At 72.2% G+C, this 24,125-nt stretch carries 22 protein-coding genes; 10 read left to right on the top strand and 12 right to left on the bottom strand.

Annotated features, from left to right (window positions below; genetic code table 11):
- Positions 1 to 9 precede the first annotated feature (9 nt).
- Together AB0K80_RS29505 and AB0K80_RS29500 are read left to right on the top strand one after the other, a co-directional pair.
- On the top strand, positions 10 to 999 hold the full coding sequence (locus AB0K80_RS29505) for a helix-turn-helix domain-containing protein (RefSeq protein WP_365674858.1): 990 nt from the start codon (positions 10 to 12) through the stop codon (positions 997 to 999).
- Positions 996 to 1,490 carry an LURP-one-related family protein gene (locus AB0K80_RS29500; protein ID WP_365674856.1) on the top strand — a complete coding sequence of 165 codons (495 nt, stop codon included), beginning with the start codon at positions 996 to 998 and terminating at the stop codon, positions 1,488 to 1,490. Before AB0K80_RS29505 ends, AB0K80_RS29500 begins: the two co-directional genes overlap by 4 nt.
- A 16-nt stretch (positions 1,491 to 1,506) precedes the next feature.
- On the opposite strand, the gene AB0K80_RS29495 is transcribed toward AB0K80_RS29500, so the two are convergent.
- Positions 1,507 to 2,310 (bottom strand): carbon-nitrogen family hydrolase, encoded by an 804-nt coding sequence (locus AB0K80_RS29495; protein WP_365674855.1) that lies wholly within the window; start codon positions 2,308 to 2,310, stop codon positions 1,507 to 1,509.
- Between the two features lie 194 nt (positions 2,311 to 2,504).
- On the opposite strand from AB0K80_RS29495, the gene AB0K80_RS29490 reads away from it, so the two are divergent.
- Complete coding sequence (locus AB0K80_RS29490) at positions 2,505 to 3,329, top strand: maleylpyruvate isomerase family mycothiol-dependent enzyme (RefSeq protein ID WP_365674853.1); 825 nt, start codon at positions 2,505 to 2,507, stop codon at positions 3,327 to 3,329.
- Positions 3,330 to 3,414: 85 nt separating this feature from the next.
- Here AB0K80_RS29490 and AB0K80_RS29485 read toward each other — a convergent pair whose 3' ends face one another.
- Positions 3,415 to 4,320: a D-alanyl-D-alanine carboxypeptidase gene (locus AB0K80_RS29485; RefSeq protein WP_365674851.1), complete on the bottom strand. Its 906-nt coding sequence runs from the start codon at positions 4,318 to 4,320 to the stop codon at positions 3,415 to 3,417.
- A gap of 208 nt (positions 4,321 to 4,528) precedes the next feature.
- On the opposite strand from AB0K80_RS29485, the gene AB0K80_RS29480 reads away from it, so the two are divergent.
- From AB0K80_RS29480 to AB0K80_RS29470, 3 genes are all read left to right on the top strand, one after another.
- On the top strand, positions 4,529 to 5,179 hold the full coding sequence (locus AB0K80_RS29480) for a GntR family transcriptional regulator (protein WP_365674849.1): 651 nt from the start codon (positions 4,529 to 4,531) through the stop codon (positions 5,177 to 5,179).
- 59 nt (positions 5,180 to 5,238) lie between these two features.
- Entirely contained in the window at positions 5,239 to 6,486 is a 1,248-nt protein-coding gene (locus AB0K80_RS29475; protein WP_365674946.1) for an MFS transporter, read from the top strand.
- Between the two features lie 104 nt (positions 6,487 to 6,590).
- Positions 6,591 to 7,529 (top strand): serine hydrolase, encoded by a 939-nt coding sequence (locus tag AB0K80_RS29470; protein ID WP_365674847.1) that lies wholly within the window; start codon positions 6,591 to 6,593, stop codon positions 7,527 to 7,529.
- A 114-nt stretch (positions 7,530 to 7,643) separates the two neighbouring features.
- On the opposite strand, the gene AB0K80_RS29465 is transcribed toward AB0K80_RS29470, so the two are convergent.
- From AB0K80_RS29465 to AB0K80_RS29450, 4 genes are all read right to left on the bottom strand, one after another.
- Positions 7,644 to 9,056: a dihydrolipoamide acetyltransferase family protein gene (locus AB0K80_RS29465; protein WP_365674845.1), complete on the bottom strand. Its 1,413-nt coding sequence runs from the start codon at positions 9,054 to 9,056 to the stop codon at positions 7,644 to 7,646.
- A gap of 12 nt (positions 9,057 to 9,068) precedes the next feature.
- Positions 9,069 to 10,049, bottom strand: coding sequence for an alpha-ketoacid dehydrogenase subunit beta (locus tag AB0K80_RS29460; protein ID WP_365674843.1), 981 nt, complete (start codon positions 10,047 to 10,049; stop codon positions 9,069 to 9,071).
- 2 nt (positions 10,050 to 10,051) lie between these two features.
- Positions 10,052 to 11,251, bottom strand: a complete 1,200-nt coding sequence (pdhA, locus tag AB0K80_RS29455) for a pyruvate dehydrogenase (acetyl-transferring) E1 component subunit alpha (protein WP_365674841.1) — start codon at positions 11,249 to 11,251, stop codon at positions 10,052 to 10,054.
- Positions 11,252 to 11,741: 490 nt separating this feature from the next.
- Positions 11,742 to 13,361 (bottom strand): protein kinase, encoded by a 1,620-nt coding sequence (locus AB0K80_RS29450; protein WP_365674838.1) that lies wholly within the window; start codon positions 13,359 to 13,361, stop codon positions 11,742 to 11,744.
- A 334-nt stretch (positions 13,362 to 13,695) separates the two neighbouring features.
- Here AB0K80_RS29450 and AB0K80_RS29445 point away from each other — a divergent pair, with 334 nt between their 5' ends.
- Positions 13,696 to 15,357: a protein kinase gene (locus AB0K80_RS29445; RefSeq protein WP_365674836.1), complete on the top strand. Its 1,662-nt coding sequence runs from the start codon at positions 13,696 to 13,698 to the stop codon at positions 15,355 to 15,357.
- A gap of 87 nt (positions 15,358 to 15,444) precedes the next feature.
- On the opposite strand, the gene AB0K80_RS29440 is transcribed toward AB0K80_RS29445, so the two are convergent.
- Both AB0K80_RS29440 and AB0K80_RS29435 read right to left on the bottom strand, forming a co-directional pair.
- Entirely contained in the window at positions 15,445 to 15,987 is a 543-nt protein-coding gene (locus AB0K80_RS29440) for a bacterial proteasome activator family protein (RefSeq protein WP_365674834.1), read from the bottom strand.
- A 137-nt stretch (positions 15,988 to 16,124) separates the two neighbouring features.
- Complete coding sequence (locus tag AB0K80_RS29435; protein WP_365674832.1) at positions 16,125 to 16,694, bottom strand: PadR family transcriptional regulator; 570 nt, start codon at positions 16,692 to 16,694, stop codon at positions 16,125 to 16,127.
- 144 nt (positions 16,695 to 16,838) lie between these two features.
- Here AB0K80_RS29435 and AB0K80_RS29430 point away from each other — a divergent pair, with 144 nt between their 5' ends.
- Positions 16,839 to 17,354: a hypothetical protein gene (locus AB0K80_RS29430; protein WP_365674830.1), complete on the top strand. Its 516-nt coding sequence runs from the start codon at positions 16,839 to 16,841 to the stop codon at positions 17,352 to 17,354.
- Between the two features lie 24 nt (positions 17,355 to 17,378).
- On the opposite strand, the gene AB0K80_RS29425 is transcribed toward AB0K80_RS29430, so the two are convergent.
- Complete coding sequence (locus tag AB0K80_RS29425) at positions 17,379 to 18,362, bottom strand: NAD(P)H-quinone oxidoreductase (protein WP_365674828.1); 984 nt, start codon at positions 18,360 to 18,362, stop codon at positions 17,379 to 17,381.
- Positions 18,363 to 18,655: 293 nt separating this feature from the next.
- Here AB0K80_RS29425 and AB0K80_RS29420 point away from each other — a divergent pair, with 293 nt between their 5' ends.
- Positions 18,656 to 19,681, top strand: a complete 1,026-nt coding sequence (locus AB0K80_RS29420; RefSeq protein ID WP_365674826.1) for an ATP-binding cassette domain-containing protein — start codon at positions 18,656 to 18,658, stop codon at positions 19,679 to 19,681.
- On the top strand, positions 19,678 to 20,526 hold the full coding sequence (locus AB0K80_RS29415; RefSeq protein WP_365674824.1) for an ABC transporter permease: 849 nt from the start codon (positions 19,678 to 19,680) through the stop codon (positions 20,524 to 20,526). The genes AB0K80_RS29420 and AB0K80_RS29415 overlap by 4 nt, the downstream gene beginning before the upstream one ends.
- 29 nt (positions 20,527 to 20,555) lie before the next feature.
- Here AB0K80_RS29415 and AB0K80_RS29410 read toward each other — a convergent pair whose 3' ends face one another.
- The 3 genes from AB0K80_RS29410 to AB0K80_RS29400 are packed head-to-tail and all read right to left on the bottom strand — an operon-like array spanning position 20,556 to position 24,027.
- Positions 20,556 to 21,674: a potassium channel family protein gene (locus tag AB0K80_RS29410; RefSeq protein WP_365674822.1), complete on the bottom strand. Its 1,119-nt coding sequence runs from the start codon at positions 21,672 to 21,674 to the stop codon at positions 20,556 to 20,558.
- Complete coding sequence (locus AB0K80_RS29405; RefSeq protein WP_365674821.1) at positions 21,671 to 23,119, bottom strand: molybdopterin molybdotransferase MoeA; 1,449 nt, start codon at positions 23,117 to 23,119, stop codon at positions 21,671 to 21,673. Before AB0K80_RS29405 ends, AB0K80_RS29410 begins: the two co-directional genes overlap by 4 nt.
- Entirely contained in the window at positions 23,116 to 24,027 is a 912-nt protein-coding gene (locus AB0K80_RS29400) for an NTP transferase domain-containing protein (RefSeq protein ID WP_365674944.1), read from the bottom strand. The genes AB0K80_RS29405 and AB0K80_RS29400 overlap by 4 nt, the downstream gene beginning before the upstream one ends.
- Between the last annotated feature and the right edge of the window lie 98 nt (positions 24,028 to 24,125).

Below are 24,125 nucleotides of genomic sequence, written 5' to 3'. Positions count from 1 at the left end.
GAATCGCACATGCCGCAAGGATCCTCTCAGCCGCACCGTGTGGTGCTGGTCGTCGACGAGAACTCCAACCCGTTCGAGATGAGCTGCGCCATCGAGATCTTCGGGCTGCGCAGGCCCGAGCTGGGCCGGGAGCTGTACGACTTCCGGCTGTGCGCGGCCGGTCCGCGCACCCGGATGCGGGACGGTTTCTTCACGCTCACCGGGGTGGCCGGGCTCGGCGCCGCCGAGGAGGCGGACACGCTGATCGTGCCGAACCGGCCCGACACCGGCACCCCGCGGTCCCCGCGCGTCCTGGACGCCGTACGGCGGGCACACGCGCGTGGGGCCCGGCTCATCGGGTTCTGCTCGGGCGCGTTCACGCTGGCGGAGGCCGGGCTGCTGGACGGGCGGCGGGCGGCCTGCCACTGGATGTGGGCCGGGGCGTTCCGGGCCCGCTTCCCCCGGGTCCGTCTGGAGCCGGATGTGCTCTTCGTCGACGACGGGGACATCCTGACCGCCTCCGGCAGCGCGTCGGCGCTCGACCTCGGTCTGCACGTCGTACGGCGGGACCACGGCGCGGAGGTCGCCAACGCCGTCTCCCGGCGGCTGGTGTTCGCCGGGCACCGGGACGGCGGACAGCGGCAGTTCGTGGAGCGGCCGGTGCCCGAGGTGCGGGACGAGTCGCTGGGCCCGCTGCTGGCGTGGGCGCAGGAGCGGCTGGGCGAGCCGCTGACGGTGACGGACCTGGCGGCACGCGCGCGTGTCAGCCCGGCGACCCTCCACCGGCGCTTCCGCGCCCAGCTGGGGACGACCCCCCTGGCGTGGCTGACCGGGGAGCGGGTGGCGCTGGCCTGCCGGCTGATCGAGCGGGGCGAGGAACGGCTGGAGGTGGTGGCCGCCAGGAGCGGACTGGGGACCGCCGCGAACCTGCGTACCCGGCTGCGGGAGGCGACCGGACTCAGCCCGTCGGCCTACCGGCGGCGTTTCGGACCGGTCCCCGGGGAAGCGCTGAAGGCATGAGATTCCTCGTGTACGACCGGCTCCTCGGCATCGGCGACGACTACTGGATCGAGGACGAGCGGGGCACCAAGGTCTTCCTCGTCGACGGCAAGGCGCTGCGCCTGCGGGACACCTGGGAGCTGAAGGACACCCAGGGGCGGGTCCTGATCGACATCCACCAGAAGATGCTCGCCCTGCGCGACACGATGGTCCTGCAGCGGGCCGGCGAGCCCCTGGCCACCATCCGCCGCAAACGCCTGTCCCTGCTGCGCCACCACTACCGGGTCTCCCTGGCCGACGGCAACGAGCTGGACGTCAGCGGCAGGATCCTCGACCGCGAGTTCGCGATCGAGTACGACGGCGAACTGCTGGCCGTGATCTCCCGCCGCTGGATCACCCTCCGGGACACCTACGGCATCGATGTCGTCCGCGAGGACGCCGACCCGGCCCTGCTGGTCGCCCTGGCGGTGTGCGTGATCCACCTGGCGGAGAAGGAGCGGGAGGACGACTAGCACATGCCGGCGAGCGCTACCGCCCCGGCCGCCGGGGCGGTTCCAGGCCCAGGACGCGGTCCTTCAGGGCCGGGAACTGGGACCTGGTCGTCTCGGCCTTCCCGGGGTCGAACTCCACCGTGAGGACCTCCTCGCCCGGGCCGGCCTCGGCCAGCACCTCGCCCCACGGATCGACCACGATCGAGTGACCCGCCTGCGGAACTCGGGCGTGTGTTCCGGCCGTTCCACACGCGAGCACGAACGCCTGGTTCTCCACCGCCCGTGCCTGAGCCAGCAGCGTCCAGTGCGCCCGGCGGCGCTCCGGCCAGCCCGACACGACGACCAGCGTCTCGGCACCGGCGTCGACCAGACCGCGGAAGAGCTCGGGGAAACGGAGGTCGTAACAGGTGGCGAGGCCCAGGCGCGTGCCCGGCAGACGCACCGTCACGAGCTCCTCGCCCGCGCCCATCAGCACGGCCTCGCCCTGGTCGAAGCCGAAGCGGTGGATCTTGCGGTAGGAGGCGGCGAGTTCGCCGGAGGGGGTAAAGAGGAGTGAGGTGTTGTACAGCGTTCCCTGCGGGTCCCGTTCGGGGATCGACCCGGCGTGCAGCCACACCCCCGCGTCGCTCGCGGCCTTGGCCATCGCCTCGTACGTGGGCCCCTGGAGCGGCTCGGCCTCCCGCTCGAACTCCTCGTACGCGAACGCGCCCGTGGTCCACAGCTCCGGCAGCACGACGAGGTCGGCCCCGGCCTGTTCCCGTACCAGCGCGGCGACCCGGAGCCGGCGCGACGCGACCGATTCGCCCTCGTCTACGGCGATCTGGAGCAGAGAGGCGCGCACACTACCACCGTCCTGGCATAAGGGCCGTCCACAGGGGCTTCCCCGCAGGCCTACGATCGTCACACGAAAGGACTGCCGGGGTGCCTCACAGCAGCGTAACTTAGCGTCTCGAGACACCCGCCGACAGCAGCCACCTCCCACTGGCGACGCCGCCACCACCTGCCCGTGTACCAACCGCCGAGGGGTCCCGTTCCGTGAGTCTGCATCCCACCCTCCAGCCCTACGCCGACGCCTGGACTCACTCCATCGAGGCGATATCCGAGCTGGTCCAACCGCTTGTGGAGGCAGACTGGAACCGGCGCACCCCCTGCCCGGGCTGGTCGGTGCGCGATGTCGTCTCGCACGTCATCGGGCTGGACTCCGAGATGCTCGGCGACCCGCGCCCGATCCACACGCTCCCGCGCGACCTGTTCCACGTCACCAATGACCACCAGCGCTACATGGAGATGCAGGTCGACGTCCGCCGCCACCACACGGCGCCGGAGATGACGGCCGAGCTGGAGTACATGATCATCCGCCGCAACCGCCAGCTGCGCAACGACTCGCGCGACCCGGGCACGAAGGTGCGCGGGCCGCTCGGCACCGAGCTGACGCTGGAGGAGTCCATGCGCCGGCACGCCTTCGACGTGTGGGTGCACGAGCAGGACCTGCGCACGGCGCTCGGGCAGCCCGGCAACCTCGACTCCCCCGGCGCGCACGTCGCCCGGGACGTGCTGCTCGCCGAACTCCCGCGGGTCGTCGCCGAGCGGGCGGACGCCCCGCGCAGCTCGGCCGTCGTCTTCGACGTGCACGGCCCCGTGGAGTTCCTGCGCACGGTCCGCGTCGACATCCAGGGCCGCGGCACCGTCGAGACGGCCCCCGCGCTCGGACCGGCCGCCTCCCTCACCCTCGACTGGGAGACGTACGTACGGCTGGCCTGCGGCCGGGTGAGCCCTCAGGCGGTGGCGGACCGGGTGAAGACGGAGGGCGACCCGGAGCTGGCGGCGGCGATCCTGCGGAACTTCGCGGTGACGCCGTAGGGCGCACGGGACCCGTCCCGGACGGCGAAGGGGCCCTCCGCCGAGCGGAAGGCCCCTTCACTGGGGTCCTGCTGGTCGCGGTGCGTCAGCCCAGCTTGGCGAAGCCGTAGTTGAGCAGCTTCTTCGCGTCCGAGGTGCGGGTGTCCTTGCTGGTGGAGGCGAGGACGGTGCCGATGACGGTCTTGCCGTTGCGGGTGGCGGCGAAGACCAGGCAGAACTTCGACTCCGGGCCCGAGCCGGTCTTCACACCGATCGCGCCGCTGTAGGTGCCGAGCAGCGCGTTGGTGTTCGTCCACGTCGGCATCGTCCGGGTGCCGCCGGACTTGGTGATCGTCTTCGCCGTGTACTTCTGCGTCTTGACGACCGTGCGGAACGTGGCGTTCTTCATCGCGTTGCTGGCGAGCTTCGTCAGGTCGCGCGGCGTGGAGTAGTTGTTGCCGCTGCCGATGCCGTCGAACGAGTCGAAGTGCGTGTTCTTCAGGCCGAGGCTCTTGGCGGTGGCGTTCATCTTGCCGATGAACGACTTCTGGCGCGCCGCCCGCGTCGAGCCGGTGCCGAACTTGTCGGCCAGGGCGAACGCGGCGTCGCAGCCGGAGGGCAGCATCAGGCCGTACAGCAGCTGGCGGACGGTGACCTTGTCACCGACGATCAGGCCGGCCGAGGAGGCGTTCTTCGACACGATGTAGTCGCTGGCCGCCATCGGGACGGTGTACTTCGCGTCCAGGTTCAGGTTCGACTGCTTCAGCACCACCAGCGCGGTCATGATCTTGGTGGTGGAGCCGGTGGAGCGCCTGGTGTCCGCCGTCTTGGTGTACAGCGTCCTGCCGTTGGCGTTGTTCATCACGAAACCGCCCTTGGCGGTGATCGTGGGCGTCGCGGGAGCGGCCTGCGCGGGCGCCGAGTAGAGGGCTCCGGTCGCGAACAGGGCGCCGGTGGTCACGGCGGCGCCGACGGCTCTGCGGATACGGATGCCCTGGATGCCGGTTTTCAAGTGAGATACCCCGCTTGTCTGTAATTCCCCTATTTAGCGGCCGAGTTGACGTCGAACGGCTGTGAAAACTGAGGGGGCCGCATGTGTAAGACACGTAAGTAGCACAGACGGTTGCGTGATCACCGACACACTCGTCGGCTGCGCGCGGGTCCGGTCCGCATCATGGACGCATGCAACCACGCGTCCCTGTTGTATCTATGCTGTCGGCATGACCGTCGCCGTGAAGCAACCGCCCGCCGCCGACCGCGTCTACGCCCACGTCAAACAGGGTGTGCTGAACCGCCGCTACGAAGGCGGGACCCTCCTGACCGAGGGTGAACTCGCCGAGGCCGTGGGGGTCTCGCGCACGCCGGTGCGCGAGGCGCTGCTCCGGCTGGAGGTCGAGGGGCTCATCAAGCTTTACCCGAAAAAGGGTGCGCTGGTGCTGCCCGTCTCCGCCCAGGAGATCGCGGACGTGGTGGAGACCCGGCTGCTCGTGGAGGAGCACGCGGCACGCAAGGCCGTCCCCGCGCCCCCCGGGCTCATCGAGCGGCTGGAGGGCCTGCTGGCCCGGCAGAAGGAGCAGGCGGCCGCCGGTGACCTGGAGGCGGCGGCCGTCACGGACCGCTGCTTCCACGCCGAGATCGTGCGAAGCGGCGGCAACGAGATCCTCTCGCGGCTCTACGACCAGCTCAGGGACCGTCAGTTGCGGATGGGCGTGGCCGTGATGCACTCCCACCCGGACCGGATCGCCAAGACCCTCGCGGAGCACGAGGAGATCCTCGGCGCGCTGCGCTCCGGCGACGCCGAGGCGGCCGTCGGGCTCGTGCACCGGCACGTCGGCTGGTTCTCCCACCTGGCGCGCGGGGAGGTCCGGTGAGTCGCTCCTCCGCCCGGGCGGCGGCCTCGCCGGGCGATCCTCCGGGCGGCCGGCGCGCGATGGCGGTGTGGGGCATCGGCGTCTCGGTGTACTTCGTCGCCGTCATCTTCCGCACGTCGCTGGGGGTGGCCGGCCTCGACGCCGCCGACCGCTTCCACGTGGGCGCCTCGGCCCTGTCCACCTTCTCGATCCTGCAGCTGCTGGTGTACGCGGGCATGCAGATACCCGTCGGCCTGCTCGTGGACCGGCTCGGCACGAAGAAGGTGCTGGCCATCGGGGCCGTGCTGTTCACGGCCGGGCAGCTCGGCTTCGCGTTCTCCCCGTCGTACGGCATGGCGCTGGCCTCGCGGGCGCTGCTCGGGTGCGGTGACGCGATGACGTTCATCAGCGTGCTGCGGCTGGGCGGCCGGTGGTTCCCGGCCCGGCGCGGCCCGCTCGTCGCGCAGCTCGCGGGTCTGGTGGGCATGACGGGCAACCTGGTCTCCACCCTGGTCCTGGCCCGGCTGCTGCACGGCGTCGGCTGGACGGCGGCGTTCGCGGGCAGCGCGTTCGCGGGCGTCGTGGTGCTCGTGCTGGTGCTGCTGTTCCTGAAGGACCACCCCGAGGGGCACGAGCCGGAGCCCCTGCCGCACCGGGGAGCGGCGTACGTACGCCGTCAGATCGCCGCGGCCTGGCGGGAGCCGGGGACCCGGCTCGGCCTGTGGGTGCACTTCACCACCCAGTTCCCGGCGATGGTGTTCCTGCTGCTGTGGGGGCTGCCGTTCCTGGTCCAGGCGCAGGGACTGTCGCGGGCGGCGGCCGGCGAACTGCTCACCCTGGTGGTGCTGTCCAACATGGCCGTCGGCCTGGTCTACGGCCAGCTCGTCGCCCGCCACCACGGGGCCCGGCTGCCGCTGGCCCTGGGCACGGTGGGCACGACCGCGCTGCTGTGGGCGGCCACGCTCTTCTACCCCGCCCAGCACGCGCCGGGGTGGCTGCTGATCGTGCTGTGCGCGGTGCTGGGCGCGTGCGGACCCGCCTCGATGCTCGGCTTCGACTTCGCCCGCCCGGCGAACCCGCCCGAGCGCCAGGGCACCGCCTCCGGCATCACCAACATGGGCGGCTTCGTCGCCTCCATGACGACCCTGTTCGCGGTGGGTGTGCTGCTGGACGCGACCGGCGACGACTACACGGTCGCCTTCTCGGCCGTGTTCGTGCTGCAGGCCCTGGGTGTCAGCCAGATCCTGCGGCTGCGCAGGCGGGCGGCCCGCCGGGAGCGGGAGCGGCTGGTGGCGAGCCGGGTGGAGACGGTGCACGTGCCGGCCTGACCGCGTACAACCCTGCACGCTCCTCGTGCGTCTTCTGAGCGCCTCCCCCCGCTCATTTTCCGCAGGTGCCTCGGAAGGCATCGCGCACACTCGGAGCGTTCATAGTGACAACCGGCATCAAGGGCGTACGGATCCGCAGAGCCGCAGCCGTGGCGGCCATCACCGGCGCGCTGGTCGCGGGCGGCGCCCTGGCGGCGCCCGCGCAGGCCGCGACCGCGCCCTCGGTCAGCGCCAAGGGCGCGTTCCTGCTCAACAGCGCGACGGGAGCCACGCTGTACAGCAAGTACGCCGACTACAAGCGGCCCATGGCGAGCACCACCAAGATCATGACGGCCCGGGTCGTGCTGAGCACCCCGGACCTCAACCTCGACCGGAAGATCACCATCAAGCAGGCCTACCGGGACTACGTCGCCGCCAAGGGCGCGTCCACCGCGGACCTGAGGACCGGTGACAAGGTCACCGTCCGTCAGCTGCTGCACGCGATGCTGCTGCCGTCCGGCTGCGACGCGGCGATGGCCCTCGCGGACACCTTCGGCTCGGGGACGACCATCTCGGCACGCACCAAGTCGTTCATCAGCAAGATGAACACCAAGGCCGCCGACCTGGGCCTGACGAACACGCACTTCGACACGTTCGACGGCATCTCGACGCAGAACACGAACTACACGACGCCGCGCGACCTGGCCAAGCTCACCCGCAGCGCGATGAAGTACTCGACGTTCGCGGGCATCGTGAAGAAGCAGAAGACGGTGCAGTACGCGACGACCAGCACGGGCGGCACCCGCACCTACACCTGGTACAACACCAACAAGCTGCTGGGCTCCTACAGCGGCGCGATCGGCGTGAAGACCGGCACCAACACCCCGGCCGGCCCCTGTCTGGTGTTCGCCGCGACCCGTAACGACAAGACGGTGATCGGCGTCCTGCTCAACGACCAGTACCGCTACACCGACGCCGCCAAGCTGCTCGACTACGCCTTCGGCACGAGCTCGGCGAGCACGATGCAGCTGCGTACGCTCCCGGCCGGGGCGCAGCGGGACTGACCCTCACCTGTGGATCAGGGTTTCTGACCCGTCCTCCACACGCCGGAGCCGCGCGTCCCGGTCGGGACGCGCGGCTCCTTCGCGTCAAGGTCCGCTGTTGTGGACAGGCGGAGCCTAGGCCCAAGTGATCAGCCGCTTGGGCTGCTCCAGGATCGCCGCCACATCCGCGAGGACCTTGGAGCCCAGCTCCCCGTCCACCAGACGGTGGTCGAAGGACAGGGCCAGGGTCATCACCTGGCGGGGTTTCACCTTGCCCTTGTGGACCCACGGCTGGAGCTTGATCTGGCCGACCGCGAGGATCGCCGACTCGCCGGGGTTGAGGATCGGCGTGCCGGTGTCGACGCCGAAGACGCCGACGTTGGTGATGGTGATGGTGCCGCCCTGCATCGCGGCCGGGGAGGTCTTGCCCTCCCGGGCCGTCGAGACCAGCTCGCCCAGCGCCTCGGCCAGCTGCGGAAGCGTCTTGGCGTGGGCGTCCTTGATGTTCGGCACGATCAGACCGCGCGGGGTCGCCGCCGCGATGCCCAGGTTCACGTAGTGCTTGACCACGATCTCCTGCGCCGCCTCGTCCCAGGACGCGTTGATGTCCGGGTTGCGCTTGATCGCCACCAGCAGGGCCTTGGCGATGAGCAGGAGCGGGTTGACGCGCAGGCCCGCGAACTCCTTGTCCTGCTTCAGCTCCTCGACCAGCTTCATGGTGCGCGTCACGTCCACCGTCACGAACTCCGTGACGTGCGGCGCGGTGAACGCCGAGCCGACCATCGCCGCCGCCGTCGCCTTGCGCACGCCCTTGATCGGGACGCGGGTCTCGCGGGCGGTGTCGTACGACACCGGCGCCGGGGCCGCCTGGGCGGGTGCGGCCGGGGCCGCCGCCTCGGGCCCGGGGGCCTGCGCCGGGGCCGCCGCCGCGTGGACGTCCTCGCGGGTGATGATGCCGTCCGGGCCGGTCGGGGTGACCGTCGCCAGGTCGACGCCGAGGTCCTTGGCCAGCTTGCGCACCGGCGGCTTGGCCAGCGGGCGCGGCTGGGCGAGAGCCGCGGCGGCTCCGTGGCCGTTCAGCTCGGACTGGACCGCCTGCGTCGCCGGGGCCTGGGCGGCCGGGGCGGGCTCGGCGCCCTTGCGGGGGCGGCGCCGGGTCGAGGTCGTCGCCACCCCGTATCCGACCAGGACCGGCTGGCGGCCCGAGCCCTCCGCCTTCGGCGCCTCGGCCTCGGCGGTCTCTGCGGCCTCCGGTGCCGGTGCGGCGGGCGCCTCGGGCGCCGCCCCGCCGCTCACGTCGACCGCGATGATCGGCGTGCCCACGTCCACCGTGGTGCCCTCGGGGAAGTGGAGCTCCCGCACGACACCGTCGTACGGGATGGGCAGCTCCACGGCCGCCTTCGCCGTCTCGACCTCGCAGACCACCTGGCCGTCGGTGACCGTGTCACCCGGCTGGACGTACCACTTGAGGATCTCGGCCTCGGTGAGTCCCTCGCCCACGTCGGGCATCTTGAACTCGCGTACGGACGCGTCCGTCATCGTCGTCACGACCCTCCCTCCTCAGTACGCCAGCGAGCGGTCGACGGCATCCAGCACCCGGTCCAGGTCCGGGAGGTAGGACTCCTCCAGCCGGGCCGGCGGGTACGGCGCGTGGTAGCCGCCCACCCGCAGCACCGGGGCCTCCAGGTGGTAGAAGCAGCGCTCCGTGATCCGGGCGGCGATCTCCGCGCCCGAGCCGAAGAACACCGGGGCCTCGTGGACGACGACCAGACGGCCGGTCTTCTCCACCGAGGTCTGGATCGAGTCGAAGTCCAGGGGGGAGACCGAGCGCAGGTCCAGCACCTCCAGGGACTTGCCCTCCTCGGCCGCCGCGTCCGCGACCTCCTGGCAGAGCTTGACCATCGGGCCGTAGGCGGCCAGCGTCAGGTCCGTGCCCGGGCGGACGACCTGGGCCTTGTGCAGCGGGCCCGGGATCGCCTCGGTGTTGACCTCGGCCCGGTCCCAGTAGCGCCGCTTGGGCTCGAAGAAGATCACCGGGTCGTCGCTCTGGATGGCCTGCTGCATCATCCAGTACGCGTCCGACGCGTTGGACGGGCTGACGATCTTCAGGCCCGCCACGTGCGCGAAGAGCGCCTCGGGCGACTCCGAGTGGTGCTCCACCGCGCCGATGCCGCCGCCGTAGGGGATGCGCACCACGACCGGCAGCTTGACCTTGCCCAGCGAGCGGGCGTGCATCTTCGCCAGCTGCGTGACGATCTGGTCGTACGCCGGGAAGACGAAACCGTCGAACTGGATCTCCACCACCGGCCGGTAGCCGCGCAGGGCCAGGCCGATCGCGGTGCCGACGATGCCGGACTCCGCGAGCGGGGTGTCGATGACCCGGCTCTCGCCGAAGTCCTTCTGCAGGCCGTCGGTCACCCGGAAGACGCCGCCGAGCTTGCCGACGTCCTCGCCCATGATGATGACCTTGGGGTCCGCCTCCAGGGCGCGGCGCAGCGACTCGTTGATCGCCTTGGCCAGAGCCAGCTTCTCCACCGCCATGATCAGACCCCCTCGTCCGCGAACGACGCCTGGTAGGCGGCGAACTGTGCCCGCTCCTCGTCGACGAGCGCGTGTCCGTCCGCGTACGCGTTCTCGAAGATGGCGAACCGGTCCGGGTCGGGCATGGCCCGGACCGCTTCGCGTACTCGCCTGCCCAACGCCTCGGACTCGTCCTCGAGTTCCGCGAAGAATCGCTCGTCCGCGTGGTCCGAGGCCTCCAGGTACCGGCGCAGGCGCAGGATCGGGTCCTTGGCCTCCCAGGCCAGCCGCTCCTCGTCACCGCGGTAGCGGGTGGGGTCGTCGGAGGTGGTGTGGGCGCCCATGCGGTACGTGAACGCCTCGATGAGGGTCGGACCCTCACCGCCGCGCGCCCGCTCCAGCGCCCACTTGGTGACCGCCAGGCACGCCAGGACGTCGTTGCCGTCGACCCGCACCCCGGGGAAGCCGAAGCCCTGCGCGCGCTGGTACAGCGGCACGCGGGACTGCTTCTCGGTGGGCTCGGAGATGGCCCACTGGTTGTTCTGGCAGAAGAACACCACCGGGGCGTTGTAGACCGCGGAGAAGGTGAAGGCCTCCGCCACGTCGCCCTGGCTGGAGGCCCCGTCGCCGAAGTACGCGATCACCGCGCTGTCCGCGCCGTCCTTGGCCACGCCCATCGCGTAGCCGGTGGCGTGCAGCGTCTGCGAGCCGATGACGATCGTGTACAGGTGGAAGTTGTTGCCGTTGGGGTCCCAGCCGCCGTTGTTCACGCCGCGGAACATGCCGAGCAGGTTGGTCGGGTCCACCCCGCGGCACCAGGCGACGCCGTGCTCGCGGTAGGTCGGGAAGACGTAGTCGTCGTCGCGCAGGGCCCGGCCGGAGCCGATCTGGGCGGCCTCCTGGCCGAGCAGCGAGGCCCACAGGCCCAGCTCGCCCTGGCGCTGCAGGGAGGTGGCCTCGGCGTCGAAACGACGGGTGAGCACCATGTCGCGGTACAGGCCGCGCAGCTCTTCGGCCGTGATGCCGGAGACGTACGGGTCGAACGCGGCGCTGTCTGCGTTCTTGACGCGCTTGCCCTCGGGCGTCAGCAGCTGGACGAGGGCGGGCTCGGCGCTCTTCTTCGCGCCGGTGGTCTTGCGGGTGGTGCGCTGGGTGCCGGTGGTGCCGGCCTTGCTTCCGGCGCTGCGTCGCGGTGTGCGCGCGGCAGTGCTCTCCACGGTCACGTGTGCTCCTCCGTCGGTCCGGCCCCGGGGTTGCCGGTAGGCCAGTGCGGCTCACCTGAACTCGACCACCGGGCACGGGGTGGGTGCCACTCGGCCGGGAACAGGCGTGACAGGTGCCCCGGCGAGCGCCCTGCACCCAGCACGTTACCCAGTGCTCCACATATCTGTGAAACCCCCTCTGACCTGCGTTTTTGCTTGGATATCCAAGTAAATCGGAGAGGTCGGGAAGGTGCGCTGGTCACAGCCTTGCAGGAGGCCGGAGCAACGGCACGTTATCCCGGGCACCCCGGGCACGGGAAGAGTTTCGCGACGCCCGTTCGGCCGCATGCCGGCCCGGCGACCAGCGGATGCCGGGCGGTGGAGCGGCACGCGCGCGTGGGGCCGTGCAAGGCCCCACGCGCGCGTGGCGGGTCGACGGGGTGTGGGGGCGTGGCGGCGTGGCTCGGCCCCGGCCGCCGGGCGCGGGGCGTGAGGCGCGTGGGCCGTGGGCTCAGCCCTGGCCGCCGTCGGCGCCGCTGATCGTGCCGCCGTCGACGCCGCCGTTGCCCGCGCCGCCGTTGTCGGTGCCGCCGTCGGACGTACCGCCGTCGGTGGTGTCCGTCGGCTGGCCGGTCGGTTCACCGGTCGGCACGCCCGTCGGCTGGGTCTGGGTCGGCTGGTTCGTGGGCTGGCCCGTCGGGTCGTCGGTCACGCTCGGCGACGGCGTGTACGACGGCCTGTAGGACGGCGTCCAGTGGGAGCCGCCGGTGCCCGCACCGCCACTGGTGTTCGTCTCCGTCCCGGAGGGCTGGTCCGTCTCCTCCTGGCTCGGCGACTCGCTGGGCTTCTTGTCCTCGGTGCTCTGCGAGGCGCTCGGCGACTTGGTGGGCTTCTCCGAGCCTCCGCCGCCGCCGCCGTTCTGCAGCGCCAGCGCCACACCGGCCGCTATGGCGATGACCGCGAGCACGGCCAGCACCCACAGCTTGCCCCGGCCGCTGCCCCGGTTGCCGTGCCCCTCGAAGCCGCCGTCGTCGCCGCCCCCGTACCCGGCGGGCAGGATCGGCTGCGGGATCTGCGTGGTGCCGGAGGCGTCGCCGCCCGGGTGCGGCAGCACCGCCGTACCGGCCAGGCCCGCGGCCGGGGTGTGCCGGCCCTCGTGCATGTCGACCGGGCCGGTGTTCCAGGTGCCGGTGTGGCCGCCCTGGTCGTACAGCATCTGCAGCGCGTACTGGACCAGCCCGCGCATCTCCTCCGCGGTCTGGAAGCGGTCGTCGGGCTCCTTGGCCAGCGCGCGCATGACCAGGCCGTCCAGCTCCGGCGGACAGGAGTCGGAGGTCACGGACGGGGGCGTGGGGATGTCCTGGACGTGCTGGTAGACCACCGACAGCGGGGTCTCGCCGGTGAAGGGGGGCCGCAGCGCGAGGAGTTCGTACAGCAGGCAGCCGGTCGCGTACAGGTCGGAGCGGTGGTCGACGGCCTTGCCGAGCGCCTGCTCCGGGGAGAGGTACTGCGGGGTGCCCATGACCATGCCGGTCTGCGTCATGGTCGTCGACGCCCCGTGCAGGGCGCGGGCGATGCCGAAGTCCATCACCTTCACGGCGCCGTTGTCGGTGATGATGACGTTGGCCGGCTTGATGTCGCGGTGCACGATGCCGTGCTGGTGCGAGTAGGCCAAGGCCTCCAGGACGCCCGAGACGATGATCAGCGCCTGCTCCGGGCCCGGGGCCTCGGCGTTCATCAGCAGGTCGCGGATGGTACGGCCCTCGACCAGCTCCATGACGATGTACGGCACGGACTGGCCGCCCACGACGTCTTCACCGGAGTCGTACACGGCGACGATCGCGTGGTGGTTGAGGCCGGCGACGGACTGCGCCTCGCGCGTGAAGCGGGCCTTGGAGACGGGGTCCTCGGCGAGGTCGGCGCGCAGCAGCTTGACGGCGACGGTGCGCCCGAGGCGGACGTCCTCGGCGGCGAACACCTCGGCCATGCCGCCCCGGCCGAGTCTGTGGGTCAGCCGGTACCGGCCGTCCCCGACCAGCCCGCCGTTGCCCCAGGACTCCGGCGCGTCCGACATACCGCCGCCAGTCGCCTCGGGGTCGGACGGGCCCTGAGCGCGCTGCTGCTGTGCCATCAGTCCTCGCCGTCGTTTCTGCCCGCGGTGCGCGCGGTGTTGTTACGGTCTCCGTCGGCCACGCTACAGCCTCCGCGCAAACCTCCGGTCCGCAACGGGTGCCACGACCGGCACGAGACGGACCGGCCATCCAACCCCGGGCGCACGCTGTCGTGCAACTTCTGTGTACCGGCCGTACGCCCGCTGTAACGCTTCCGCGACGCTTCTTTCGCGTACGGTCACGGAACGGGCACCGCGCTTGACGTGTCAGTGCCCTGGGGCAGACTTGGCCGGGAATAGCTCTTTGGATCAACGGTAATCGTCGGCGCCGGAAAGGCTACGGGGGACGCGGAAGATGAGCCAGGACGGCGCACAGGGCCAGTACACGGGGCGGGCGCTCGCCGGCGGGCGGTATCAGCTGCGCGACCTCCTCGGCCAGGGCGGCATGGCCTCGGTGCACCTCGCCTACGACACCGTGCTCGACCGGCAGGTCGCGATCAAGACGCTGCACACCGAACTCGGCCGGGAGCAGGCCTTCCGCGAGCGGTTCCGCCGCGAGGCCCAGGCCGTGGCCAAGCTCACGCACACCAACATCGTCTCCGTCTTCGACACCGGCGAGGACGAGATGGACGGCATGACGACGCCGTACATCGTCATGGAGTACGTCGAGGGCCGGCCGCTCGGCTCGGTGCTCGACGAGGACGTACGGCAGCACGGGGCGATGCCCGCCGACAAGGCGCTGAAGGTCACCGCGGACGTGCTCGCGGCGCTGGAGATCAGCCACGAGATGGGGCTGGTGCACCGGGACATCAAGCCCGGCAACGTGATGGTGACCAAGCGCGGTGTGGTCAAGGTGATGGACTTCGGCATCGCCCGGGCCATGCAGTCCGGTGTGACGTCGATGACGCAGACCGGCATGGTCGTCGGCACCCCGCAGTACCTCTCGCCGGAGCAGGCGCTCGGCCGGGGCGTGGACGCCCGCTCCGACCTGTACTCGGTCGGCATCATGCTGTTCCAGCTGGTGACCGGGCGGCTGCCGTTCGACGCGGACTCGCCGCTGGCGATCGCGTACGCGCACGTGCAGGAGGAGCCGCCGGTCCCGTCCTCGATCAACCGGTCGCTGCCGCCGGCGGTGGACGCGCTGATCGCCCGCGCGCTGAAGAAGAACCCGAACGAGCGTTTCCCCAGCGCGGAGGCCATGCGCGGGGAGTGCCTGCGGGTGGCAGCGTCCTTCCAGCCGGCCCCGCCGAGCATCGTGCCCGGCGCGCGGACGCCGAGCGGCCAGGGCGTCGGCTCCGCCGTCTTCCCGCCGGTCGACCAGGCCACCCCGGCGCCCACGGGCCCCGTCCAGACGCCGTACCAGCCGGCCCCGGCCCCGACGCCGAACCCGTACGGCACGCCCACGCCGTCCCCGGCGTACGGCTATCCGCAGCAGGGCGGCTACCAGACGCCGGGCCCGGCCGGGTACGCGCCGCAGCAGGGTCCGTCGACGCCGCCGCCGTACCACCTCACGCCGCAGACCGCGACCGGCGGGCCGGGAGGCCCCGGCGGGTCCGGCGGCGGCAAGAGCAACAGGCCGGTGATCATCGGCTCGATCGTGGTGGCCCTGGTGGCGGTCGGCGGGCTGATCGCGGCACTGACGCTGAGCGGCGGCGGTGAGGACGAGGGCGGGGGCGGCGGTACGAGCGCGTCCGCGTCGGCTTCGGCGTCCAAGAAGCCCGGCTACCGCGGGCCGGACACGAACAGGACGATCGAGACGAGCGAGTGCACCGAGCCTCAGGAGTCGTACAACGACCCTGACAAGATCGAGGTCCCGAACTTCAAGTTCAAGTACATCAAGTCGGTCAAGGAGTGCTTCCAGGCCGCCGGCTGGCAGCTGAAGGTGGTGCCCGTCGACGAGAACACCTACGGCGACGGCACCGTCATGGACCAGTTCCCGACCGCCGGCACGGATGTCGACCCCAAGGACATGCCGGAGATCCAGCTGAAGGTGTCCACGGGCAACCCGCCGGCCTGACCGGTTGTCCTGCGTCCTGCTGTCCTGCTGTCCTGCGCGAAGGGCCCGGCGGAGCGTGCTGCCGCCGGGCCCTTCCCCTGCGGAGCCCTACAGGTAGGGGCCGCCCGAACGGCCGCCCGTGCCCCGCTCGTCCTGGCCGTCGTGGGCCAGACCCGGCGGCAGGGCGCGGCGCATCTGCTCCAGCTGGGCGCGTGCCGCCATCTGCTGGGCGAACAGCGTCGTCTGGATACCGTGGAAGAGGCCCTCCAGCCAGCCCACCAGCTGCGCCTGCGCGATCCGCAGTTCGGCGTCGCTGGGGGTCGCCTCGTCCGTGAAGGGCAGGGAGAGCCGCTCCAGTTCCTCCACCAGCTCCGGCGCCAGACCGTCCTCCAGCTCCTTCACCGAGCTGGCGTGGATCTCCTTGAGCCGGACCCGGCTGGCCTCGTCGAGGGGAGCGGCGCGCACCTCCTCCAGCAGCTGCTTGATCATGCTGCCGATCCGCATGACCTTGGCGGGCTGCTCCACCTGCTCCGTGACCGGGGTCTCTCGGGAGTCCTCGTCTCCGTTGCCGCCGCTGAGCGCCATGCCGTCCTGGCCGACGACCAGGATCTGCGGGTTCTCCGACGACCGTTCGTTCCTCGGCATCTCCATGCCGCCATTCTCTCGCACCCGTACGCCTCTCCTGCGTGGTGCCCCCGGCGGAGGCTGATCCACCGTGTACGACGAGGAGGGGGCGGGTGGAGTTCCTCGTGGTCTGCCGGGCCCGGGTGGGCGTCGGGTGCCGCGGCTCAGGGAGGTTCCCGGCCGTCTGCCGGGTGCTGGCGGGCCAGGGGGCGGCGCAGCAGCCGGGCCTCGCAGTGGTCGAGCCAGCGGACCTCGGCCTCGGCGTGGAAGACCAGTTGCTCCAGGACGAGCAGCCGGGCCATCTCCTCCGGGTGCTCCGGTGCCCGGGACAGCGCCTCGGCCCGGTGCCGTACATGGTCGTGCAGGGCCTGTGTGACGTGCCGGCGCTGTGCCTCGACGACCTCCCGTACGTCGATGTCGTCCGCCCCGGCCGCCAGCACCAGTTTGATCGCCAGCTCGTCGCGCGGCGGACTGGCCCGCTGCACGGGCCGTGCGTACCAGGAGCGCAGCTCGGCCCGGCCCGTGTCGGTGAGCGCGTACAGCACCCGGCCCGCCTCGTCCGCGCCGGCCTGGACGACCATGCCGTCCCGTTCCAGGCGGCCGAGGGTCGTGTAGACCTGCCCGATGTTCAGCGGCCAGGTGCCGCCGGTGCGGGCCTCGAACTCGGTGCGCAGCCGCGAGCCGTAGCGGGGACCGCCCGCCAGCAGCGCCAGCAGCCCGTGACGTATCGACATAACCGGATTGTGCAGCCGTTCCATCGGCCGGCCGAATCCGGAATGCCGGAAAGGGGGGCCGGTGTGAGCCTGAGGGGGTCCATCCGACCGAGGGTGCCGGGTCGGCCCGGCCGGCCGGGCCGGGCACCGGGAAGGGTCACCGACGTGACTCCATGGCTATGCATCCCGCGCTCGACGGGGGTGGTGACGGGACTGTGCGCCGCCGTGCTGACGTGCGGCCTCCTCGTCCCGTACGACGCCGAGGCCGCCCCGGCCGCCTCCCCCACGCCCTCCGTCTCGGACACCGGGCCCGACCGGGCCGGGAGCCTGGCGGGCGAGGGGCGGCAGCGGCCCGGGCGGCACGAGCCGCCGTGGCTGCGGGACCGCGGGGACCGGGGGGACGGCGGCCCCCGTCGTGCGGGGGACCGTCACGAGGACAGCCCAGAGGGCGAGGACAGTGCGGCCGGCGACGACGGCGTCGTCGCCCCGGAGACCTCACCGGCCCCGCAGCGCACCGCCGCCTCGTCCTCCGAGCCCCTGCCGCAGCCGGTACGGCGGCCCGCCGGGCAGGCCACCGAGCCGGTGCTGCGACTGCTGCCGCTGGGCAGCGGGTTGGTCCTCATCGGTCTCGGCCTGGCCCTGGCCTTCGCCGCGCTGCGCCTGCGCCGGGGCCTGACCTGAGTGCCGCCGCGCGCCAGGGAGCGCTCAGCCCGGCGTGACGAGCAGCACCTTGCCGACGTGGCCGCTGTCCTCCACCAGCCGGTGGGCTGCGGCCGCGTCCGGCATCGGGAACTCCCGGTCCACGACGGGCCGTACGTGGCCGCCGGCGACCAGCGGCCAGACGTGTTCCCGCACGGCCGCCACGATGGCCGCCTTCTCCTCCAGGGGACGGGCGCGCAGCGAGGTCGCGCTGATGGCGGCGCGCTTGCTCAGCAGGGCGCCGATGTTCAGCTCGCCCTTGACCCCGCCCTGCATGCCGATGATCGCGAGCCGGCCGTTGACGGCGAGGGCGCGGACGTTGCGGTCCAGGTACTTGGCGCCCATGTTGTCGAGGATGACGTCGGCACCGGCACCGTCGGTGGCCTTCTTCACCTCGTCGACGAAGTCCTGCTCGCGGTAGTTGACCAGGATGTCGGCGCCCAGCTCGGCGCACCGCCGGAGCTTCTCGGCGCTGCCCGCGGTGACGGCCACCCGGGCCCCGACGGCCTTGGCCAGCTGGATCGCCATGGTGCCGATGCCGCTGGCTCCGCCGTGCACGAGCAGGGTCTCGCCGGGCCGCAGGTGGGCGATCATGAAGACGTTCGACCAGACGGTGCAGACCACCTCGGGCAGCGCCGCCGCCTGCCTGACGTCCAGGCCCTCGGGGACGGGCAGCAGCTGCCCCGCCGGGACCGCGACCTTCTCGGCGTAGCCGCCGCCCGACAGCAGCGCGCACACCTCGTCGCCGACGGCCCAGCCGGACACTCCCGTACCGAGCGCGGCGATACGGCCGGAGCACTCCAGGCCGGGGTAGGGGGACGCCCCGGGCGGCGGATCGTAGAAGCCCTGGCGCTGGAGGATGTCGGCCCGGTTGACGGCGCCGGCCGCCACCTCGACCAGGACCTCGCCCTCGCCGGGCACGGGATCGGGGACCTCGTTCCAGAGCAGCGCCTCGGGTCCACCGGGTTCGGGAATCGTGATCGCATGCATGCAGGGACGCTACCCCTCACCGCGAGCCGTACGGCCGGTCGGCCGGCGGCCTCGGGCACGTGCGCAGGCCCACGTCCGCTTTCCCCGGGCCGGCTAGGTGCGTGCGCCGGACTCCCGGCCGGGGCGCGCCCCGGTCCTCCGCGCAGGTCAGCCCGCCGCGCGCCTGGGTCCCCGGTCGCGGGCGCCACGGTCCCTGGGCAGATCCCGGGGACATGCGCGGTGCGGGAGCGATGAGTTTGCGCGACCGCAAAGGTCTCCCCATGCGTAGCCCACGCATGCGGAAGGACCCCAGCATGAGCACGCAGACGTCCGGCCTGGCGATCGAGACCGCGGGCCTGGTGAAGACGTTCGGCGAGACCCGGGCCGTCGACGGAGTCGATCTCGCCGTGCCGGCCGGCACGGTCTACGGCGTCCTCGGCCCGAACGGCGCCGGGAAGACGACCACCGTGAAGATGCTCGCCACACTGCTGCGGCCGGACGGCGGACAGGCCCATGTCTTCGGGCACGACGTCGTCCGCGAGGCCGACACGGTGCGCGGCCGGGTCAGCCTGACCGGGCAGTACGCGTCGGTGGACGAGGACCTCACGGGCACCGAGAACCTGGTCCTGCTGGGCCGGCTCCTCGGGCACCACAAGAAGGCCGCCCGGGAGCGTGCCGCGCAGCTGCTGGAGGCCTTCGGCCTCACCGAGGCGGCCGGGAAGCAGGTCAAGCACTACTCGGGCGGGATGCGGCGCCGGATCGACATCGCCGCGTCCATCCTCAACACGCCCGACCTGCTGTTCCTCGACGAGCCGACCACCGGGCTCGACCCGCGCAGCCGCAACCAGGTCTGGGACATCGTGCGGGCGGTGGTCGGGCAGGGCACCACGGTGCTGCTGACCACGCAGTACCTGGACGAGGCCGACCAGCTGGCGTCCCGGATCGCCGTCATCGACCGCGGCAAGGTGATCGCCGAGGGCACCAAGGGCGAATTGAAGGCGTCGGTCGGCGCCGGCTCCGTGCACCTGCGGCTGCGGGACGCCGACCAGCGCTCCCTCGCGGCGCAGCTGCTGCACCGGGCGCTCGGCGCGGACGTGCAGCCGGAGCCCGATCCGGTCGCGCTGACCGCCCGGCTCGGGAGGGCCGCCAGTGACGACACCGCCGCCGAGCAGGCCGCCCGCGCGCTGAACGAACTCGCCCGCGCCGGCGTCACGGTCGACAACTTCTCGCTGGGCCAGCCCAGCCTGGACGAGGTGTTCCTCGCCCTCACCGGACACGACACGCACGACGCGCAGGACGCCCGCGGCGTGCACGACCCGAAGGACGAGGTGGCGGTATGAGCACCGCGACGACCACCGACAGCAGGGAACTCGCCCCGGTCAGCACCGAGTCGCTCGCCGCGCTGCTGATCGCCAGGGAGCGGCCGCCGCGGCCCAGCGCCTGGTCGGCGTCGCTGACCTTCGGCTGGCGGGCCGTGCTGAAGATCAAGCATGTGCCGGAGCAGCTCTTCGACGTCACGGCGTTCCCGATCATGATGGTGCTGATGTACACGTACCTGTTCGGGGGTGCGCTGGCCGGGTCGCCGAAGGAGTACATCCAGTTCCTGCTGCCCGGCATCCTGGTGATGTCGGTCGTGATGATCACGATGTACACCGGCGTCTCGGTCAACACCGACATCGAGAAGGGCGTCTTCGACCGGTTCCGCAGTCTGCCCGTCTGGCGGCCGTCGACCATGGTCGGCTACCTGCTCGGCGACGCCCTGCGCTACACCATCGCCTCCGTGGTGATGCTCACCGTCGGCCTGATCCTCGGCTACCGGCCGGACGGCGGGGTCGGCGGCGTCGCCGCCGGAGTCGCGCTGCTGGTGGTTTTCTCGTTCGCGTTCTCGTGGATCTGGACGATGTTCGGGCTGATGCTGCGCACCGAGAAGTCGGTGATGGGCGTCAGCATGATGGTGATCTTCCCGCTGACCTTCCTGTCCAACGTGTTCGTGGACCCGAGGACCATGCCGGGCTGGCTCCAGGCATTCGTCAACAACAGCCCCATCACCCACCTGTCGTCGGCGGTGCGCGGACTGATGGCGGGTGACTGGCCGGCGGACGAGGTCGCCTGGTCGCTGGGCTGGGCGGCCCTGCTCGTGGTGGTCTTCGGGCCGGTCACGATGCGGCTGTACAACCGCAAGTAAGCCGGCCACGAGGCCACGAGCGGGCCGGGTCACGGAGGTGTGAGGCCGGGGCGGTTGCGGGGCAGCGGGCGGACGTCGGGCGCGACCTGGTTGCCCGGCGTCGCCCGCACGATCGTGATGAGCCGGTCCGTCAGCTGCAGCGTCCCGACGGCCTGATCGTCGTACCCGAGCACCCGGTGCCCCCGTATGACGCTGACGACCAGGTCGTCGACCTCGCGCGGAGTCCTGCCGACCTCGCCCTTGACCACGGGCCGTTCGACGATGTCGAGCCCGCTGCCCTGCTGGATCAGGTCCTCCATCACCATCCCGGCCGCGGGGCTCAGCACCGACAGGCCGAGCAGACGGCCGGCCGCGCTGGCGCTGGTGATGACCGCGTCGGCGCCCGACTGCTTCAGCAGCGGCGCGTTCTCCTCCTCACGGACAGCGGCCACGATCTTCGCGCTCGGGTTGAGCTGCCGGGCCGTCAGCGCCACGAGGACGGCCGTGTCGTCGCGCTGGGTGGCGATGATGATCTGCTTGGCCCGCTGCACCTCGGCCCGCTTGAGCACCTCACTGCGTGTGGCGTCGCCGATGACGCCCGCGTAGCCGTCGGCGGTCGCGGCGTCGATCACCTTGGAGCTGGGGTCGACCACCACGACCTGCTCCTTCTTCAGCCCCGTGGCGCACACGGTGTGGATCGCCGACCTCCCCTTCGTACCGAAGCCGATGACGACGGTGTGATCGCGCAACGTGGACCTCCAGCGGTTCAGGCGCCATTCCTCACGGGTGCGTTCGGTGAGGGCTTCGAGTGTGGTGCCGACCAGGATGATCAGGAACAGCACGCGCAGGGGCGTGATGACGAAGATGTTGACCAGCCGGGCGGTGTCGCCGGCCGGCGTGATGTCGCCGTATCCGGTGGTGGAGAGGGTGACGGTCGCGTAATAGAACGCGTCGAGGAGGCTCACGCCGTCGCCGTTGTTGTCCTTGTAGCCGTCGTGGTCGGCGTAGACGACGAACGCCGTGACGACCAGGACCACCAGGGCCATCGACAGCCGTTTGGCGACCTGGCGGAACGGGTGCTCCACGATTTTCCTCGGGAGCTTCACCCGGTGCAGCACGAGATGCTCGTCGGGTTGGCGGGCGATCGTGTCCTGGCCCGGAAGTTTCACGTGAAACACACTCCGATTCCCCCGGAGGCCCAGGGGAGGTCCAGCAGTTCCGTCTCCTGTCCCGGCTGCGCCCCGCCCGGCGGCACGACGGCCAGTGCGTCGGCCGCCGCCACGCCGCGCAGCATGGCCGGCCCGTTGTAGTGCAGCGGCACGGCCCGGTCGTCGCGCAGGACGACGGGAACCAGCCGGGTGTCGTACGGGTGCCCGTGCGCGCCGTCCTTCAGCGGCAGCGCGTAGGGCTCCGGCGCGGGGCGCGCGGCGAGGATCCGCAGGAGCGGTTCGGCGAGCGTGAGCAGGCCGGAGACGGCGGCCAGGGGGTTGCCGGGCAGGCCGACCAGGTGCTGGTGGTCCTTGGTGCGGGCCAGCAGCATCGGGTGGCCGGGGCGGACCTTGACGCCGTCCACGAGGAGGTCGGCGCCGATGCGGCGCAGTGTGGGGTGGACGTGGTCGACCGGGCCCGCCGCCGTGCCGCCGGTGGTGACGATGACGTCGGCGTCGGATGCGGTGATCGCCCGGTACAGCGCCTCGGCGTCGTCGCCGAGCCTGCGTACGGCCACGACCTCCGCGCCCAGCGCGCGCAGCCAGGGCGGCAGCATCGGGCCGAGCGCGTCGCGGATCAGGCCGTCGTGCGGGAGGCCTTCGGTGAGCAGTTCGTCGCCGAGGACCAGGACGTCGACGCGGGGGCGGGGGACCACCGTGACGGTGTCGTACCCGGCGGCCGCGGCGAGTCCGAGGACGGCCGGGGTGACCAGGGTGCCGAGGGGCAGCAGCTGGTCGCCGGCGCGGCACTCCTGGCCCCGGGGGCGGATGTCCTGGCCGGGCACGACCGCCCGGGTGGCGTGCAGGTGGCCCTTGTCGTCGGTGCGGCCGTGTTCGGTGCGCAGTACAGCGGTGGTGTCCGCAGGGATGCGGGCGCCGGTGGCGATACGGACCGCCTCGCCGTCGGTGAGCGGCTCGTACCCGGCGTGCCCGGCGAGCACGCCGTCGTCCCGTACGTGCCACGGGCCGGGGCCGGCGACGGCCCAGCCGTCCATCGCGGAGGTGTCGAAGGAGGGCAGGTCGGTCAGGGCGGTGAGGGGCGCGGCCAGGGTGTGGCCGAGGGCGGCGTCGAGGGGCAGGGAGAGGGGCGTACGGCCGCCCGCGGCCCGGCTGCTCGCGCGTGCGGCCCGTTCGGCGGCGGCCCGGGCCTCGGGCCAGGGGGTGGCCTGGTGCCGGGCGTCGGGTGGGGTGCCAGGACGCGCGGATTCCGGGGAGGGCACGGACGGACGCCCGCCGGGCATGGCGCCGCCCGAGGGACGGTCGCTCGCGGAGCGGCTGCCTGCGGGGCCGTTGCCGAGGGGGCCGTTGGCTTCCTTCACGAGGGCGAGCGCCTCCTCGACGTCGAGGTCGTCCGTGTCCTCGGGGCCCGTGGCGTTCGGGCCGGGGCGGGTCGAGCGCGTGGTCATCCGGCGTCCGGGCGGGTGTCGGGGGTCGCGTCGGGAGCGACGTCCGGCCCGACGGCACCGGCCTCGGACGCCTCCTGCTCCCAGCGCACGGCCAGCGCCGCCGCCTTGCGGGCCGCGTCGGCGACGGCCTCGTGCCCTCCGCCGGCCTGTGCGGCGGCGTAGCCGACGAGGAAGGTGGTCAGCGGGGCGGCGGGCCGTGCCACACCGTGGGCCGCGTCGCGGGCCAGGTCCAGCAGGACACCGGTGTCGACCTCCAAGTCGATGCCCAGCTCGTCCTTGACTGCGGAAATCCATTCGTCCAACACGTGCCCATGCTCCCTGATACGGGACCGGGCCGTGGCGATGTCGGCCCAGGTGTCGCAGTCGAAGGACGCGACGGGGTCGGAGACGCGGGTCAGGCTCAGCTGTCCGGTGAGGAGCCTCAGCGGGAGACCGGTGACGCCGCCGTGCTCGGTGCCGAGGCGCGCGATCACCTGGCGCAGGCGCCGCGCGCGGTACGCCGCCACGAGCGGCTGGTCACGGCCGCCCGGGTCGGTCAGCAGCACGCCGTCGGCGCCGCTGGTGCCCAGGGTGGCCAGCAGCTGCCGGACGGTGTCCGCGCCGAGGAACGGCAGGTCGGCCGAGAGGACCACGACCTGGTCGGCCGTGGTGTGCGGCAGGCCGGCGTCGAGGGCGGCGAGCGGTCCCCCGCCGGGCGGGTCCTCGCGCACCCACGTCACGGGCCGTGCCGTGGGCCGGGGGTCGGCGACGACGACGGTGGTGCGGGCAGTGGCGCAGGCGGCGAGCACGCGGTCCAGCAGCGCCCTCCCGCCGACCCGCACACCGGGCTTGTCGGCACCGCCGAGCCGCCGCGCTGCCCCGCCGGCGAGCACGACGGCGTCGTACCCGGCGGTGGCGTCCGCCGGCAGGGGCCCGGTGCCGCCGTCCCCCGTCGGCTCGTTGGTGGTCACTCCCCGAGTATGCGTCTCCCGGGGATCACAGGGAACGCGGGGGACCCGGCCGCCCG

The sequence above is a fragment of the Streptomyces sp. NPDC052682 genome, from assembly GCF_040678435.1.
Classification (GTDB): Bacteria; Actinomycetota; Actinomycetes; order Streptomycetales; family Streptomycetaceae; genus Streptomyces.
The sequence above is the reverse complement of the archived record's forward strand: the minus strand, read 5'-3'. Positions and strand labels throughout refer to the sequence as shown.